The sequence below is a fragment of the Maribacter stanieri genome (assembly GCF_900112245.1).
Taxonomy (GTDB): Bacteria; Bacteroidota; Bacteroidia; order Flavobacteriales; family Flavobacteriaceae; genus Maribacter; species Maribacter stanieri.
The window spans coordinates 59,854-75,515 of sequence record NZ_FOYX01000002.1; the positions used below are offsets into that span (position 1 = coordinate 59,854).

15 protein-coding genes are annotated in these 15,662 nt (G+C 34.8%); 14 read left to right on the forward strand and 1 reads right to left on the reverse strand.

Annotated features, from left to right (window positions below):
* Positions 1 to 420: 420 nt before the first annotated feature.
* Complete coding sequence (locus tag BM296_RS10625) at positions 421 to 1,305, reverse strand: AraC family transcriptional regulator (RefSeq protein ID WP_027067083.1); 885 nt, start codon at positions 1,303 to 1,305, stop codon at positions 421 to 423.
* A 168-nt stretch (positions 1,306 to 1,473) separates the two neighbouring features.
* On the opposite strand from BM296_RS10625, the gene BM296_RS10630 reads away from it, so the two are divergent.
* The 14 genes from BM296_RS10630 to BM296_RS10695 all read left to right on the forward strand — a co-directional run bounded on the left by BM296_RS10630 (position 1,474) and on the right by BM296_RS10695 (position 15,655).
* Complete coding sequence (locus tag BM296_RS10630; protein WP_027067084.1) at positions 1,474 to 2,148, forward strand: NAD(P)H-dependent oxidoreductase; 675 nt, start codon at positions 1,474 to 1,476, stop codon at positions 2,146 to 2,148.
* Positions 2,149 to 2,175: 27 nt separating this feature from the next.
* Positions 2,176 to 3,189, forward strand: coding sequence for a zinc-binding alcohol dehydrogenase family protein (locus tag BM296_RS10635; RefSeq protein WP_091903046.1), 1,014 nt, complete (start codon positions 2,176 to 2,178; stop codon positions 3,187 to 3,189).
* 22 nt (positions 3,190 to 3,211) lie between these two features.
* Positions 3,212 to 4,051, forward strand: a complete 840-nt coding sequence (locus BM296_RS10640; protein WP_091903047.1) for a DUF4437 domain-containing protein — start codon at positions 3,212 to 3,214, stop codon at positions 4,049 to 4,051.
* 56 nt (positions 4,052 to 4,107) lie between these two features.
* Positions 4,108 to 5,751 carry an FAD-dependent oxidoreductase gene (locus tag BM296_RS19735; RefSeq protein WP_091903048.1) on the forward strand — a complete coding sequence of 548 codons (1,644 nt, stop codon included), beginning with the start codon at positions 4,108 to 4,110 and terminating at the stop codon, positions 5,749 to 5,751.
* A 14-nt stretch (positions 5,752 to 5,765) separates the two neighbouring features.
* Positions 5,766 to 6,629 carry an AraC family transcriptional regulator gene (locus BM296_RS10650; protein WP_091903049.1) on the forward strand — a complete coding sequence of 288 codons (864 nt, stop codon included), beginning with the start codon at positions 5,766 to 5,768 and terminating at the stop codon, positions 6,627 to 6,629.
* Between the two features lie 125 nt (positions 6,630 to 6,754).
* Positions 6,755 to 7,600 carry an enoyl-CoA hydratase/isomerase family protein gene (locus BM296_RS10655; protein WP_091903050.1) on the forward strand — a complete coding sequence of 282 codons (846 nt, stop codon included), beginning with the start codon at positions 6,755 to 6,757 and terminating at the stop codon, positions 7,598 to 7,600.
* Positions 7,601 to 7,784: 184 nt separating this feature from the next.
* Positions 7,785 to 8,777, forward strand: a complete 993-nt coding sequence (locus BM296_RS10660; protein ID WP_091903051.1) for a zinc-dependent alcohol dehydrogenase family protein — start codon at positions 7,785 to 7,787, stop codon at positions 8,775 to 8,777.
* A gap of 196 nt (positions 8,778 to 8,973) precedes the next feature.
* Positions 8,974 to 9,936 (forward strand): 2OG-Fe(II) oxygenase, encoded by a 963-nt coding sequence (locus BM296_RS10665; protein WP_091903052.1) that lies wholly within the window; start codon positions 8,974 to 8,976, stop codon positions 9,934 to 9,936.
* Between the two features lie 93 nt (positions 9,937 to 10,029).
* Entirely contained in the window at positions 10,030 to 10,812 is a 783-nt protein-coding gene (locus BM296_RS10670; RefSeq protein ID WP_091903053.1) for an SDR family NAD(P)-dependent oxidoreductase, read from the forward strand.
* Between the two features lie 131 nt (positions 10,813 to 10,943).
* Positions 10,944 to 11,570, forward strand: coding sequence for a MarC family protein (locus BM296_RS10675; RefSeq protein WP_091903054.1), 627 nt, complete (start codon positions 10,944 to 10,946; stop codon positions 11,568 to 11,570).
* A 35-nt stretch (positions 11,571 to 11,605) separates the two neighbouring features.
* Positions 11,606 to 12,136 carry an NAD(P)H-dependent oxidoreductase gene (locus BM296_RS10680; protein ID WP_081819458.1) on the forward strand — a complete coding sequence of 177 codons (531 nt, stop codon included), beginning with the start codon at positions 11,606 to 11,608 and terminating at the stop codon, positions 12,134 to 12,136.
* A gap of 62 nt (positions 12,137 to 12,198) precedes the next feature.
* A complete protein-coding gene (locus tag BM296_RS10685) occupies positions 12,199 to 14,097 on the forward strand; it encodes a monovalent cation:proton antiporter-2 (CPA2) family protein (protein ID WP_091903055.1) in 1,899 nt (632 codons plus the stop codon).
* A 194-nt stretch (positions 14,098 to 14,291) separates the two neighbouring features.
* Positions 14,292 to 14,876: a DUF6515 family protein gene (locus BM296_RS10690; protein ID WP_027067089.1), complete on the forward strand. Its 585-nt coding sequence runs from the start codon at positions 14,292 to 14,294 to the stop codon at positions 14,874 to 14,876.
* Positions 14,877 to 15,037: 161 nt separating this feature from the next.
* A complete protein-coding gene (locus BM296_RS10695) occupies positions 15,038 to 15,655 on the forward strand; it encodes a DUF6134 family protein (RefSeq protein ID WP_027067090.1) in 618 nt (205 codons plus the stop codon).
* Positions 15,656 to 15,662 lie beyond the last annotated feature (7 nt).

Here is a 15,662-nt window from a genome sequence, read left to right on the forward strand (position 1 = left end):
TATATGATTTTCATTTGACCCATATTTTTAAAATCAGGTAAAAGCTGTGATGACAAATAAGATGATTCGTATTGTTGGTGGAGTAGTTAGTTGAGCTGGAATTGACTTTATTAAAAAGTATATGATTTTACTAAGGCTACGATTGACTGGGAACATTTACTAGTGAACGTGCTTTCGGTTCCTCATAAATATATATATATATATAGAACTAAGTGTTTGTTTGGTGAAATAAATACTGATGGCGAGATTGCGATAGCTGAAATTATTGCATTTATAATTGCAAGTAGTTCTAGAGTTATTGGTAATTCTTGTAATACGGCACGTACTAAACCGCTGAATTATAGATGCCACCACAATATTGAATAGAACATTTATTAAAGAGTCTACACAAATGGAAATGATTGCATGTTATTGATAAATTTATCCTGTACATGCATTTCTGGTTAATAACATGTAGTTTCCATTAGTTTTAAATTCTTTAATAGATATGCCAACATAACGCTTAAAGGTCTTTGATAAATGACTGACGTCTGTAAACCCTAAATCGTCTGCTATTTGGGTTAAGGTAAAATCAGAATTAAGCAGTCTAATTTCAACTAATTTCAATTTTGCTTTTATTATATATTCCCGCAACGGCATTTGTACTTGTTTTTTAAAATACTCACTCACATACGTAGGAGACATCATAAAAACATCTGCTAAATTTTCAACTTTTAACAAGTCGGTTTTATCTATATTCTCATTAATATAGGTTAGCATTTTTGTGATTCTTTCTTCAGATACTTTTGCATCAGTATCAAAATAATTACTCTTTCTAATATTCCTAATTAGTATTTCTAAAATACTGGTCATTAAGCTGGTAATAAGCGTAACGGACTCTTCTCCATAATTTCTTGTTTCCAATAAAATCATCTCAAATAAATTACCAATATGTAATCTATCGGTTTCAGATTTTAAAATATCGCCTGGTAATTGATTGTAGTTAGATAATATGTACGAAGCTTCTTTAAACCACTCATTTCTATCAATCTGTATTTTATTTACACCTCTAAAAAATGAATCTGTAAATTTTAAGAATACAAATTTACTAGTATCGTTAATGGTGAAAGAATGACATTTTAAAGGGGGTAACAAAAAAACGCTTCCCTCTTTATAAGGTGATTCATTATAGTTTATACACTGGGTTCCTGAGCCAGATTTTACCAAGACCAACTCAAAAAAATTGTTCTTAACCGGGCGTTGCTTCCACTCAGATAATTCAATTTCTTGTATTTCAAAAGGTTTATAAGCTTCTAAAACTTCCATATTTATCTAATTATAGTGTAAAACTATAGTATTTACGTGAATATTTCATTCAGCTAGTCAAATAAACCTTGATTTATACAAACATCACCTTTTTATGTACATGATTAGATATGAGTAATACCAATACATTTGTATCAAATTAAAAAAACAACATTTTAAAATATAATAATGAGCACACCAAACATCGCAAAAGAAGAGATCATCAACGCTTTTAACTTTAGACATGCAACAAAGGAATTTGATGCTACTAAAACTATCTCTGATGATGACATGAAATTCATCTTAGAAGCAGCACATTTATCACCAAGTTCATTTGGTTTTGAACCATGGCATTTTATAGTAGTTCAGGATAAAGAATTACGAGAGTTATTAAAACCTGTAGCATGGGGGGCACCTCTAAAATTAGATACTGCTAGCCATTTTGTATTAGGTTTGAGTATGAAAGCGCCAATGGTAAAGCACGATTCGGAATATATCATGCATATGATGAAGGATGTAAAGCAACTACCTGCTGATGTAATTGAAATGTATTCTAAATTTTATAGAGAATTTCAAGAACGTGATTTTGATTTGGACACGGACAAAAAATTGTTTGACTGGTCATCAAAGCAAACGTATATCGCTTTAGGAAATATGATGACCGCTGCCGCTTTAACAGGAATCGATTCTTGTCCTATTGAAGGTTTTCATCAAGAAAACGCAGAAGCTTTATTGAAGGAGAAATTTGGTGTAGATACCGATAAATATGGTCTATCGTTTATGACTGCTTTCGGTTACAGAAAAGCAGATCCAGAATTTGGTAAATCTAGAAGAAACTTTGATGATATCGTTACTTGGAAGTAATCTTATCATTCTAAAAAACAACATAAAATGAAAGCAATAGGATACAAGGAGAACCTCCCAATAGAGGATGTAAAATCTCTACAAGACATCGAAATAGATACTCCAAAAGCAATTGGCAAAGACATTCTAGTTGAGATAAAAGCAATTTCTGTAAACCCAGCAGATTATAAAGTAAGAGCAGGAATGCCTGTTGAAGGCGATGATTGGAAAATTATTGGTTGGGATGCTACCGGAATTGTAAAAGAAGTTGGAGATGATGTTACGTTATTTAATGTTGGTGACGAAGTTTGGTATGCGGGCGATTTCACGAGACAAGGAAGTTATGCGCAGTATCAAGTGGTAGATGAGCGTATTGTGGGCAAGAAACCATCTAGCTTATCTTATGCAGAAGCTGCGGCTTTACCATTAACTTCTCTTACGGCTTGGGAAATGTTGTTTGATAGATTAGAAGTTGCAAACGATGATGCCAGTAAATCTATTCTAGTCATTGGTGCTGCAGGTGGTGTTGGTTCTATTTTGGTACAATTAGCCAAGAAGCTTACAAAACTGAATATTATAGGAACGGCTTCCCGTGAAGAAACTACAGATTGGTTAAAAGAATTGGGTGCTGACTCGGTTATTAATCACAAAAATAAATTGAGTGAGGAATTTGAAAAATACAAGCTACCTGCCCCTGATTATATTGTGAGTTTAAATGCTACCGAGCAACACGCAGACGAGATTGTAAAAGTCATTAAACCACAAGGTAAATTTGGTTTTATTGATGACCCTAAGTCATTTAATGTCATGCCTTTTAAAGGTAAAGCTGTGTCTACTCATATTGAGTTGATGTTCACTCGTTCTATGTTCCAAACGGAAGATATGATTGAGCAACACAACATCTTAAATGAGGTTTCTAAATTGATAGACAACGGAACTATTAAAACCACTTTAGGAGAAAATATTGGAACTATTAACGCAGAGCATATGCGTAAAGCCCATGCTTTCTTAGAGACAGGAAAAGCAAAAGGTAAAATTGTTTTAGAAGGATTTCAAGATTAACTATTTAGATACTGAAAATAAAATGAAAAATATATTAACAATTTTAGCTGTAACGGTGGTATTTGCAAGTATCAAGATAACTGCACAAACACCAACAACAGATTCGGTAAAATCGGTAAACGAGGTGGTAACTGCAGATAATGTAGAATGGGGTTGGTTAAATCCGCTTCGAGGTGATAAAAGTCCGGCAGCAGGTGAACTTTGGGGAGACAGAACTAAAAACGAACCAGCGGGATTTTTGGTAAAATTCAAAAAAGGATTTTCACCACCACCACATATTCACAATATAACCTATAGAGGTGTGGTAATTAAAGGTTTGTTGCACAATGATGATGAAAATGCCGAAAAACAATGGCTTCCGGCAGGTTCTTATTGGCAACAGCCAGCAGGCGAAGCGCATATTACTGCTGCTGACGGTGAAGAAAATATGGCGTTGTTAGACATTCAAGAAGGTCCATATTTGGTAAAACCAACATCAGAAGCCTTTGATAATGATGAAAGACCTGTAAATGTTGATAAAACAAACTTGGTTTGGTTAAACGCTAACGACATCCAATGGGTTTCTGAAAAGAGTAATGTGCAAACTGCCTTTTTATGGGGAAGTCATCAAAAAAATCAGCTACGTGCCGCACTTTTAAAATTGCCAGCTGGTTTTAATGGAAAGATTAAAAACTTAAGTCCTAATTTTAGAGCAGTGATAATTTCTGGTGAGATAACACATCAGTTTTCTAAAAAAGATACTAAAAATGAGTTGCAGTCCGGTTCTTATTTTGGAGCGGAAGAGAATGCGACTTCAATCATTTCTACCGCTAAAGAAACAATTCTTTACATAAGTAGTAATGGAGATTATGAGGTAAAATAGATTACAAACATTATCTTATGTTCAAGCTTATCACTATCTAAACAATCAAACCAATTATGATCGATCCAAAATTTCCTGAATTAACCAATGTTCAGGTAGAAAAACTTAAGAATTATGGTGAAATAGAGTTCTATAAGGAGCCAACGGTAGTTTTAGATTTTGGAGATCAGCATTATGATTTTTTTGTGGTGCTCACTGGCGGAATCAGAATTATAGACCCTGATAAAAAAGATGAAAATATTGCCATTCATACCAGGCATCAATTCTCAGGTTCTAGTAGTATTCTTTCGCACAGAACCGTTGGGGTTTGTGGTGAAACCTTGGCAAATACGCAGCTTATAAGAACAAGTCCTGAAAACCTAAAAAGTGCCATTGCCAAGTTCAGTGATATTAGCGATGTACTTCTGAATGCATTTTTATTGCGTGAAGACGCGCTGAAAAACAATGTTCAGGGTATTAAGCTAATTGGTTCTGAACACTCCAATGAAACCTACGCTATTCGTGATTTCATGGATAAGAATGATATTTGGTACAATTTTATTGATTCGGATAAAGAAGATGGATTGGTGCAACTATTGGAAACTTTCAATTTAAAAGAATCTGACCTACCTGTTTTGATTAATAGTCAGAATGAGATTTCCGTTCGCCCATCCATAGATGAAATTGGTACGTGTACCGGTGTTAGATTACAATTGGATGATGATGTTTATGATGTTCTAGTGGTAGGTGCAGGTCCAGCTGGCTTGGCTGCTAGTGTTTATGCCGCTTCAGAAGGCTTAAAAGTGTTGACCATAGATAGTAATTCCCCTGGCGGACAAGCCGGTAAAAGTTCTAAAATTGAGAACTATCTAGGGTTTCCTACCGGAATTTCAGGACGTGACCTTGCCAATAATGGCTACATACAGGCACAAAAGTTTGGTTGTACCATTTCCGTGCCTCATAGGGTAGAGGGCATAGCGCGCAAAGAAGGTTATTACGAAGTTAATTCTAATAACACATCTATATTAAAAGCAAAAACGGTAATTGCCGCAACAGGTGCGGCGTATAGAAGACTACCTTTAGAAAGTATTGAAAAATTTGAAGGTTCCGGAGTGTACTATAGCGCCACTTCTATGCATGCCAATATGTGTAAAAACAGCGAAATAGGTATAGTGGGCGGTGGCAACTCCGCAGGTCAGGCGGCATTGTTTTTAGCAAGCCATGCGCATAAAGTATATGTAATCATCAGAAACGAGGATATTGGCGCAAAAATGAGCGACTATCTAGTGCAGCGAATTTTCGCATGTGATAACATTGAAGTTTTAACAGGTAGTAATGTCGTTAAAGTTGACGGCGATACATATTTGGAAAAGGTAGAAATCAAGCAAAACGAAACTTTAGTCCTAAACAACATTAATTACCTGTTTACATTCGTTGGTGCAAAACCGTGTACGGAGTGGTTAGATAATATTATAGACACGGATGCTAAAGGCTTTGTACACACAGGGCTCACTATTTGCGACAATGCTTTAAATGGCGAATCGGTATTCAAACATAGAAAACCATACACTTTTGAAACCAGTTTACCCGGACTTTTTGCTGTTGGCGATGTACGTTCTGGTTCGGTTAAACGTGTAGCTTCGGCAGTAGGTGAAGGGTCTATTGTAGTTAGTGACATCCACAAATTTTTAGCGCTTGAAACCGAAGCAAAAATTATATAGAACTTTAAAGCCCTATGCCACGTACAATAATCGAAAATATTGTAATTCAAGAGTACAAAGACCAAACCTTTTTTGAGTTTTGTAAATACACTACCATCAGGTTTTTTGAGATTGTGTATTTTGAAAAGGGTAGTGGCACCATAAAAATTAACGGCAAAACGGTAAACTATTCGGCTAACAGCATTTTTGTTTTTGTACCGGACGATATTTATATCGTAAATCCGGAATCGGCTACTACTACCATTGCCATTAAATTCTTGAAAAGCTTTTTTAGGGGAGATGCACCACAAAATGTAAATCTTCCGGTGAACGATTGGTTTAGAAAAATTGAAGGGATTCTAAACAGTGAAAGTCATCAATTACGAGAAATGCGTTTTGAAACCGAATCGGACAAAATACATTTACTATCCTTGATAAAAATGGTGGCGGCAGAAAACGATAAAAAGAAATCATACGACCTGTTTATCATTCAAAATTCACTTTCTGTAATTCTTCACCTTATTGCCCGTAACATACAGTTTTTAAATGCTGATATGAGTACTAAAATTGTGGAGTCCTCTAAAATTCAGCAAATCATCAACTTTATTCACGCCAATATTTACAATCCAGAATTGCTGACCACCAAAAACTTGGCAGAAGAGTTTCATATGGCGGACAATTACATCAGTGAATATTTTAAAAAACATACTGATGCGTCGCTAAAAAAGTACATTCTTAACTACAAATTAAAACTCGTAGAAACCCGATTAAAATATACGGATCTGCAGTTTTCTGAAATTGCAATGGAATTAGGCTTTACAGATTCTAGTCACCTTAACAAGACTTTCCAAAGTTATAAGGGGATGACTATTGGTGCTTATAAGGCAAGTATTTCCTAATAAATTACCATTTACCTCTTTTTTTACTAAAAGCCCTTTGTTTTTTACTTATCCAAAGCTTGAGTGCCTAGGTAACTTTGTACTGTAATAAAAACAGAACAATAATTAACCAAAAACTCAATAGTATGGAATACAAGAATTTTCAAACATTTACGGCAGAACAAAAAGGTGGAATTTTAACAGTGACTATCAACTTTGGTCCTGTGAACGTACAAGGACAAGAAATGCTTGCAGATTTAAGCAGTCTTTGTTTACGATTAGAGCGCGATAGAAGCGTAAAAGTAGTTGTTTTTGAATCTTCAAATCCAGGATATTGGGTATGTCATTATGATACCAACTTGCTTAGAGATATGTCTATGGAAGCGGTACCAAGAAACGAAGTACAGTTATTGGACTTACAGTCTGTTTTAGAAAGATTAAGCAATGTACCACAAGCAACCATAGCAAAAATTGAAGGTTTTGCACGTGGTGGCGGACACGAAATGGCATTGGCACTAGATATGCGTTTTGCAGCAAGAGGAAAAGCCAAATTTATGCAAATGGAAGTAGGTATGGGCATTTTACCTTGTGGTGGTGGCGCTTCACGTATGGCAAGACAAACAGGTTTAGGTAAGGCATTGGAAATTATTTTAGGAGCCAGAGATTGGGACGCGGATGAAGCTGAAAAGTTCGGAACTATTAATAAAGCATTAGATGCAGATGAAATAGGACCTTATGTAGATGCTTTGGCAGAGCGCATTTCTAAATTTCCGGCAGATTCTATTGCAGCTAGTAAACGTGCAGTTTATGCATCCATAGACTTACCAATTAGAGAGGCTTTAAAAGAAGAAGCCTACCAATTGTTTCAGGCTACGAGCAGAACACCTGCCATAAAAAGATTCACCTACGCAGATGAAAATGGCGCTCAGTTTGACCATAACAACCAAAAAAATTGGGAACAAATGGTAATGGATATTCAAGAAGTAAATTAATGGCGCCGAGTGCCTTGCGCTATACGCTTTACGCCAATCGCATATCGCAGTTTGCGTAGAGCGTGTTGCGCACAGCGAATAGCGAATAGCGAATAGCGAATAGCGAATAAAATAAAGTCTCTGTCCTAAGGCTAGAGATATTTCCACAGATAAATAGATTATAACTATAAAAAGAAGAAAGATTATGAAAGCAATGCTTATAAACAACTACGGAGAAAACGGAAATTTCGAAGTATCAGAAATTGAAAAACCAGCAGTAAAGGCAAATCACGTATTGGTAAAAATAGCGGCATCTAGTGTAAATACAATCGACACTATGATTAAGAATATGGGAACTGACTTACCATTATCACCAGCTACACCAGCCTTATTAGGTATGGATTTCTCAGGAATTATAGAATCGGTTGGTGATGGCGTAGAAGGTTTTAAAGTAGGCGATGAAGTTTACGGTTGTGCTGGCGGATTAGCCGATTTACCAGGAACCTTAACGGAATATATTGTAGCGGATAGCAACCTTGTAGCGCACAAACCAAAAGGCTTAACAATGCGCGAAACTGCAGCTTTACCATTAGTAGCTATTACAGCTTACGAAGGTTTAACTAGAGCAGGCGTAAAAGAAGGTCAGAAAGTACTGGTACACGGTGGTTCTGGTGGTGTTGGTCATTTAGCGGTACAATTGGCAAAGTATTTTGGAGCAGAAGTTTTTGCTACAGGTACTGGTGATAATCAAAAAGAAATTGTTGAAAAATTTGGAGCAACCTTCATCGATTTTAAAACTGAAAAAGTAGCCGATTATACTGCAAAATATTCCGATGGTGGTTTTGATGTGGTTTTTGATACTGTTGGTGGAGCAAACCTGAACAATTCTATTGAAGCTGTTGCCTTAAACGGACACATTTCAACTACGGTGTCGTTATGTGAGTTAGATTTAACGCCGTTACACTTTAAAGGAGCATCATTACACGTGGTATTTATGCTAATACCAATGTTACATAATTTTAAAAGAGATGAACACGGTACTATTTTAGAGCGTTTAGCTGAAATTTCTAACGAAGGACACTTAACGCCTATACTAGATGAAAACAGGTTTTCACTAGAAGAAGTTGGTGATGCTTATGCACATTTACAAAGCGGAAAAGCTATTGGTAAAATAGTCGTTGAGAACGAAATTGAATAAGGATTTGCAATGTATCCTTATGTTGATTAGTAGCGTTAAATGCCTCAATTTTGAGGCATTTTTCTTTTTAACAAAGTCAAACCTTGTTTTTTACTAAAACCACCAATTTTACTACCAAAAACAAACAGGTATTTGTGCTTAGTTTTGCTGTAAATAATAACAACAATAGCAGTAGCTATATTTAAAACATATAATTATGAAAACAATAGAATATACAAACGCACTTGCAGAAGCTCGTGCTCTAGAGTTACCATCACGAGAATTATCATTAAGACGCGATCCTTCTGTTTCTCAATTTTGGAATGAAAACCGTAAATTATTAGAAGCTGCTTGGGCGGAGTGGGAGATTGAAAACAAAAACGATTTACTAGTTCCTGACGAAACTTTGCTTGACCCACGTTTACGTAAAGCCATTAAAGAGGCTTGGGAAAACCCAGAAAAAGAATCTGCTGTGGCCGATTTATGGGAAGAAATTATACCTGGTGTTTATGTGGCACAGTTTTTTGATTTAGATCGCTTAGCAGATTTTCGCAACTATTTAGAAGCTGTAGCAAATTCTCAAGTACCTAAACGCGCGCCTTACGGCATACAATTAAACCGATATGGAATGATGTTAGATCCACGTTCCCAAGGGCATTTGGCTGCACCTAATTTTCAAGCCTTTTATAACGATATGATGGACCGTTTTATGCGTCCGATTGCACGTTTGTTATTGGGAACCTACGGTTATGATAATCAGACTTTTGGATTTTCAATACAATACAATCCAGATAAAGACAAGGATTTACATGCGCATACCGATGCGTCTTCAGCAACTTTAAATATTAATATTAACTTACCAGATGAAACGTTTACAGGATCTGAGGTAGATTTTTATGATAAAGCTTCTGGTAAAACAGTTCAAACAAAGTTCGAGCCCGGTAAAGCCATCATCCACAGAGGTAATGTACCACACGCAACACATCCAATTACAAGCGGACAACGTAGTAATTTAGTAGTTTGGCTGTATGGTGACCGTATGCAAATACCACGTGGTAGTACCAGTAGTTACGGAAATATTAGCAGCGACTCCATTAAAGATGTTGCATTAGAAAACGTTACGGCTCGCCAACGTTGGAGTTTACCTGATGGTCCTAAAGATACCGTTGCACCATTCTAATTAGAGCAAGCGTAGTTTATTATATTAAACAAAAATAAAATTATAAAACTGGCAATAGTTGTATTGCCAGTTATCATCAACATAAAAAATACAATGAAACATATATTAATAACAGGAAGCACAGACGGCATAGGAAAATTACTAGCCTTGCGTTTGGCTAATGAAGGGCACTTTGTAGCCATTCACGGTAGAAGTGATGCTAAATTAAGCGCTACTTTAAAAGAAATTAAACAGCAATCTAATAATGAAAATGTAATAGGTTTTTTAGCGGATTTTTCAGACTTAAATGCAGTAAAAAAAATGGCTGAAGAGGTTGCTGAAATAATGCCGGTAATTGATGTTTTGGTCAACAATGCAGGTGTCTTAATGACAAACAGCAATAGTGGCGCTACAGACATACGGTTTGTGGTAAATTACTTTGCACCTTATGTATTAACTAATGGTATAATAGCAAATTTAAAATCCTCAGACGCACCAAGAATTGTGAATTTAAGTTCTGCTGCGCAATCTACTATAAATGTACAAGCATTAGAAGGCAAAACAGGCTTGGGCGCAAACGAAGCTTACGCACAAAGCAAACTGGCATTAACCATGTGGAGTTTTTATTTAGCGGAAAAAAAACCATCAATTACGGTAGTGGCGGTAAATCCGGGTTCATTATTAAATACTAAAATGGCTAAAGAAGCTTACGGGCAGCATTGGTCTCCTGCAGAAAAAGGCGTTGACATTCTGTACAATTTAAGTATGACAGATTTAGCAAAATCAGGTGAGTATTTTGATAACGATAAAGGTTCATATGCTACAGCGCACGCAGATGCTTATGATGCTTTAAAAATTGAAGGGTTATTAAAAAAAACTATGACTATATTGAACTAGTTATAATTTTGGCAATGCTTTAGTATACTTATGTATTGCACGTCGCAAAATTCATTTAGTTTTGCATTTTTTTTAAATGAAGGAAATGGTTATTTTCAAAGCCTGTACCCGTCAGATTACTTTGCAACATTATGGATGATTTAATTACATTTTCTATTGCTGTTTTTACCGGCTTTTTTGCGATTACAAACCCTATTTCAAACATGACGGTTTTCTTATCGCTTACCCAGGGTGCCGATGAAAAAACAAAAGCCGACATTAACAAAAGAGCGAATATCATTGCCTTTATAATCGTTCTGGTATTTGTCCTTTTAGGAAAATATATATTCGAGCTTTTTAATATTAGCATTCCTGCATTTAAAATTACAGGTGGAATTTTAATATTTTATATTGGTTTTGACATGCTGCAATCAAAACAGTCTAATGTTAAGAACATTAAGCATGTAAATATTGATGAAAATATTGCGGTTTCTCCATTGGCAATTCCAATTTTAGCTGGTCCAGGTACGATTGTTACAGCAATGAACTTTGTATCAAGTGCTCAACCTGTTCATATAACTATAGTAATTGCGATTTTTGCTTTCATGAGTTTACTAACATATTTTACTTTTAGATTAAGTAACTTAATTGTTAGGCTTGTAGGCTACAATGTTATTTCTGTGATTGGTAAAATAATGGGTTTAATCATTGCCATTATTGGTACAGGTATGATCATAGAAGGAATAAAAATCTCTTTTAATTTGGTTACCGAACAATAAGCAGCTTTAGCAATCTTTCTTTAACTTACTGAAATATGAAAAAAGTTCTTGTCTTATTTGCTCATCCAAAGTTTGAAAAGTCAAGGGCAAATATGGTCTTAGTAAATCATATTAAAAATAAAGAAGGAGTAACTTTTCGCGATTTGTACGAAGAATATCCAGATTTTCTTATCGATGTTCCTTTTGAAAAGAAATTATTAGAGCAGCATGATGTTATCATTTGGCATCATCCTATGTACTGGTATAGCTGTCCGCCATTGCTAAAACAATGGATAGATATGGTTTTGGAATTTAATTGGGCTTACGGACCTAATGGCAAAGCGCTAAGCTCTAAAATATGCTTAAACGCTATAACCACTGGCGGAAGTAAAGAATTATATTGTACCCAAGGTATCAATAGCTATACAATTACAGAATTTTTAAGACCTTTTGAGCAAACTGCAAATTTATGTCTCATGACTTACAAAAAGCCATTTTTAGTTATGGGAACCTATAAATTAACCGATGAAGAACTTGAAGTTTATGGAACTCAATACAGTTCTCTCATTGATAGCTTGCAACATTAAATTTTCTTATTTAATCTTATTGAAAATTTTGCATTAATTAGGCTTACACTAAACCAACCAAAATGACCGGCAGTATTCTTTTCGACGCAATTGTTTTCTTACTGGGAGCAATAATATGCGTTTCTATAGCAAAACGATTTGGACTAAGCTCTGTTATAGGCTATTTAATGGCAGGTGTTCTTATTGGTCCTTATGTACTAGGCTTTATTGGCGAAGAAGGTGAAGACATTCTCCATTTTGCTGAATTTGGAGTTGTCGTTATGCTGTTTTTAATTGGACTGGAAATTGAACCAAAAAATTTCTGGAACATGCGAAAAACAATTGCCGGTATGGGAGGCCTACAAGTTGCCGGTACCATGCTTCTTTCTTTTATATTTTTCTCCCTTTTAGATTTTGAATGGAAAGTAGCGTTGGTTACTTCTATGGCGGTAGCATTATCTTCAACAGCGATTGCCATGCAGACTATAAAAGAAAAAGGATTAATGGAAACCACGTTTGGTAATTCAGCTTTTTCAATTTTACTATTTCAAGATATCATAGTTATATTTATGTTGGGTGCAATTCCTTTGCTAGCCAATACAGATGCAGTATCAACCACCACTACTCATGAAAACGCTGGTAATTTATTAGATACGCTACCTATGGGGTACCAAACCCTGGCAATTATTTTATCGGTAGTATTGATTATTGGTGCTGGGCAATATTTAATTGTTCCAATGCTTCGCAAGGTTGCGCAAACAGGTGTTCGTGAACTTTTAATAGCCTCGGCATTATTAATTGTTTTTAGCATTTCCTCTTTAATGGAATATGTAGGTCTTTCTCCTGCATTAGGTGCTTTTTTAGGCGGTGTAGTATTATCGAGCAGCGAATATAAACATGAGCTTGAAAGCACCTTAGAACCTTTTAAAAATCTATTACTAGGTTTGTTTTTTATTGCCGTAGGCGCTTCCATAAATTTCGTTGTAATCGCAAAAATGCCATTGACCATTGGTGGAATTTTGGTAGCCGTAATTTTAATAAAAGCATTGGTTCTATTTATTACTGGTCGTGTATTTAAAATGAAGCTTGACCAGAAACTATTATTAACCTTTAGCTTGGCACAAATAGGGGAGTTCGCCTTTGTATTATTATCCTTTGCATTTCAGTTGAATATTCTTGAACAGGAACAAATGGATATCTTATTGGTAATAACGGCGCTTTCAATGTCAATAACACCAATTATTAGCATTATCAACGAACGACTAATTCTACCGAAAATAGGTACCAAAGAATCTATAAAAAGACCTATGGACCATATTGCAAAATCGCAAAATGTTATTTTAGTAGGGTTCGGACATTTTGGAAGTACCGTTGGGCGTTTTCTAAGGTCTCACGGTATAGAGGCTACAATCTTGGATCAAGATTCTAACAGGGTAGACTTTCTTCGTAAAATGGGATTTGAGGTATATTATGGTGATGCCACTCGAATAGACTTATTGGAATCCGCAGGTATTGCTCAAGCTAAAATATTAATCTGCGCTATAGACAACCCCAGTGTTACCAAAGAAATTACAAAATTGGTTAAAGAGAAATATCCACATGTAGAACTCATGATACGGGCACAAAATAGGTATGATGCTTATGAATTGTTGAACATGGGTATGGAAAACATTTACCGTGAATCTTTAGATACATCGCTATCTTTAGCTAAAGATGTACTTAGTAAGTTAGGTTTTAGAAAATACACGTTAAATCAACAGGTTCAAAATTTCATTAAATATGATGAGAGTAGTTTAAGAAGATTGGCTGCAGAACCTGTGCAAGATGATAATTATATTTTTAAAGCCAGAAAAGAATTAGAAGAGCAAGAAAGATTGCTTAACGAAGATTTTAAAAGAGGCATCGTAGAATATGATAACCATTGGGATAGCGAGTCTATACGAAAAGTACTAGAGGACCAACAAAAAGACAATCATTCATAAATACAACTCACAGTTTATCATTTACTTAAAAAGGTGAACTTTTTTACTTCTATAAAATTGAAAGATTCGTAGATAGAATCCACCTTCTGGTCTATTTCTTCTGCATTTGCGAGGTTTCAAATTAAACCACAACTATAATTATATGTCTTAGTATTGAACGTAAAATAAAAGTTTAATCTTTTAAATTTAAAACGATGAAAACAAATACTAAAACATACGTAGTACTAGGTTTATTTATAGTTGCATTTGCACTGCCAAGTACAGCACAAACACGTAAAAGAACAACTACAAAAACTACAGTTTCGAGAACGGTAACAAAAACACCAGGTAGAGTTTCAAGTAAAAAAGTAGTTTACCGAACACCTACAAAAAAAGTTATATCGGTAAGAACAGTTCCTAATAGAACGGTGGTTAGGCATAATGGTCAAGATTACTATTATTCTAACAATAGATACTATACCGCTTCTAGAGGTAGGTATATCGCTATAGCTCCAAAAGTTGGTTTTAGAATAAGAACCTTACCATCTAATTCTGTTAGAATAAATTATAATAATCATGTGTATTTTAATGTGGCAGGAACATTTTATCAACAAACTAATGCTCAATATGAGGTTGTTGAGCCAGAAATTGGAACTTTGGTTTATGAATTACCAGATGGGTATGAGAAAGTGACTATTGATGGTTTAACATACTATGAGTATGCTAACATACTTTACGAGAAAGTTCAAGTAGATGGTTCTAGAGCTTATGAAGTTGTAGGTATCATTGATATGGAATAGTATTTTTTAGGTTTAAATTCAGAAAGCGCTTACGCAATAATACGTAAGTGCTTTTTTTTGTATTTCATATTCTTAAAAACATGACATTGCTCAGGTTTGGTAACTAGCTATTTTTTTAATTTTACCCAAACAACCAATAGGTTGTACTCAATTATTTAAACATGTCTTCATTTTACCAATACATCATTGTTTGTTCTCTTCTTTTTTTTAATTCCGATTACAATCAATTTAACACCATAAATGCTTCTAAAAACACCTTGACTTTTGATATCATTAATAAAAATGAAGTTATTGGAAACTTAAAGGCTACAAAGACTTCTACCGACACAAAAACTCATTATCAAAGTGTAACAACTATTTCTACCAAGATTCTAAAAGAAATCAAAGTAAACTACAAATACGATGTTACCTATGAACGGAATAAATTAAAAAAAGCCAATGTTTATATAGATGTAAATAATAAACCATATGCAGATATTTTAACCAATTGGGAAGTAAAACATTATCAAATCACCAAAAATGATAAAAAGGAAAAGGTAGTTGAAGATGAAATTAATTACGCGACTATTTTATTATATTTTAATGAACCTTTTGATATTGAGCGTTGTTATTCTGAGCAAGATGGAAGTTTTAATACCATTGTGCCATTAGGAAATCACACATACAAAAAGATAAATGCTAAGAATCATGAAAATATATATTATTATAAAAATGGTTTCTTGCAAAAAGGTGAAATAAACGGCGGATTAGTGAAATTTGAGATTATTGCTCAAAAATGATTAGTTA

Excerpts from the sequence above, each read along its gene's own strand:
- BM296_RS10675 (WP_091903054.1), top strand. The coding sequence starts at position 10,944 with ATGGATGATTTAATTACATTTTCTATTGCTGTTTTTACCGGCTTTTTT.
- BM296_RS10665 (WP_091903052.1), top strand. The coding sequence starts at position 8,974 with ATGAAAACAATAGAATATACAAACGCACTTGCAGAAGCTCGTGCTCTA.
- BM296_RS10670 (WP_091903053.1), top strand. The coding sequence starts at position 10,030 with ATGAAACATATATTAATAACAGGAAGCACAGACGGCATAGGAAAATTA.
- BM296_RS10695 (WP_027067090.1), top strand. The coding sequence starts at position 15,038 with ATGTCTTCATTTTACCAATACATCATTGTTTGTTCTCTTCTTTTTTTT.
- BM296_RS10660 (WP_091903051.1), top strand. The coding sequence starts at position 7,785 with ATGAAAGCAATGCTTATAAACAACTACGGAGAAAACGGAAATTTCGAA.
- BM296_RS10685 (WP_091903055.1), top strand. The coding sequence starts at position 12,199 with ATGACCGGCAGTATTCTTTTCGACGCAATTGTTTTCTTACTGGGAGCA.
- BM296_RS19735 (WP_091903048.1), top strand. The coding sequence starts at position 4,108 with ATGATCGATCCAAAATTTCCTGAATTAACCAATGTTCAGGTAGAAAAA.
- BM296_RS10635 (WP_091903046.1), top strand. The coding sequence starts at position 2,176 with ATGAAAGCAATAGGATACAAGGAGAACCTCCCAATAGAGGATGTAAAA.
- BM296_RS10680 (WP_081819458.1), top strand. The coding sequence starts at position 11,606 with ATGAAAAAAGTTCTTGTCTTATTTGCTCATCCAAAGTTTGAAAAGTCA.
- BM296_RS10630 (WP_027067084.1), top strand. The coding sequence starts at position 1,474 with ATGAGCACACCAAACATCGCAAAAGAAGAGATCATCAACGCTTTTAAC.
- BM296_RS10650 (WP_091903049.1), top strand. The coding sequence starts at position 5,766 with ATGCCACGTACAATAATCGAAAATATTGTAATTCAAGAGTACAAAGAC.
- BM296_RS10640 (WP_091903047.1), top strand. The coding sequence starts at position 3,212 with ATGAAAAATATATTAACAATTTTAGCTGTAACGGTGGTATTTGCAAGT.
- BM296_RS10690 (WP_027067089.1), top strand. The coding sequence starts at position 14,292 with ATGAAAACAAATACTAAAACATACGTAGTACTAGGTTTATTTATAGTT.
- BM296_RS10655 (WP_091903050.1), top strand. The coding sequence starts at position 6,755 with ATGGAATACAAGAATTTTCAAACATTTACGGCAGAACAAAAAGGTGGA.
- BM296_RS10625 (WP_027067083.1), bottom strand. The coding sequence starts at position 1,305 with ATGGAAGTTTTAGAAGCTTATAAACCTTTTGAAATACAAGAAATTGAA.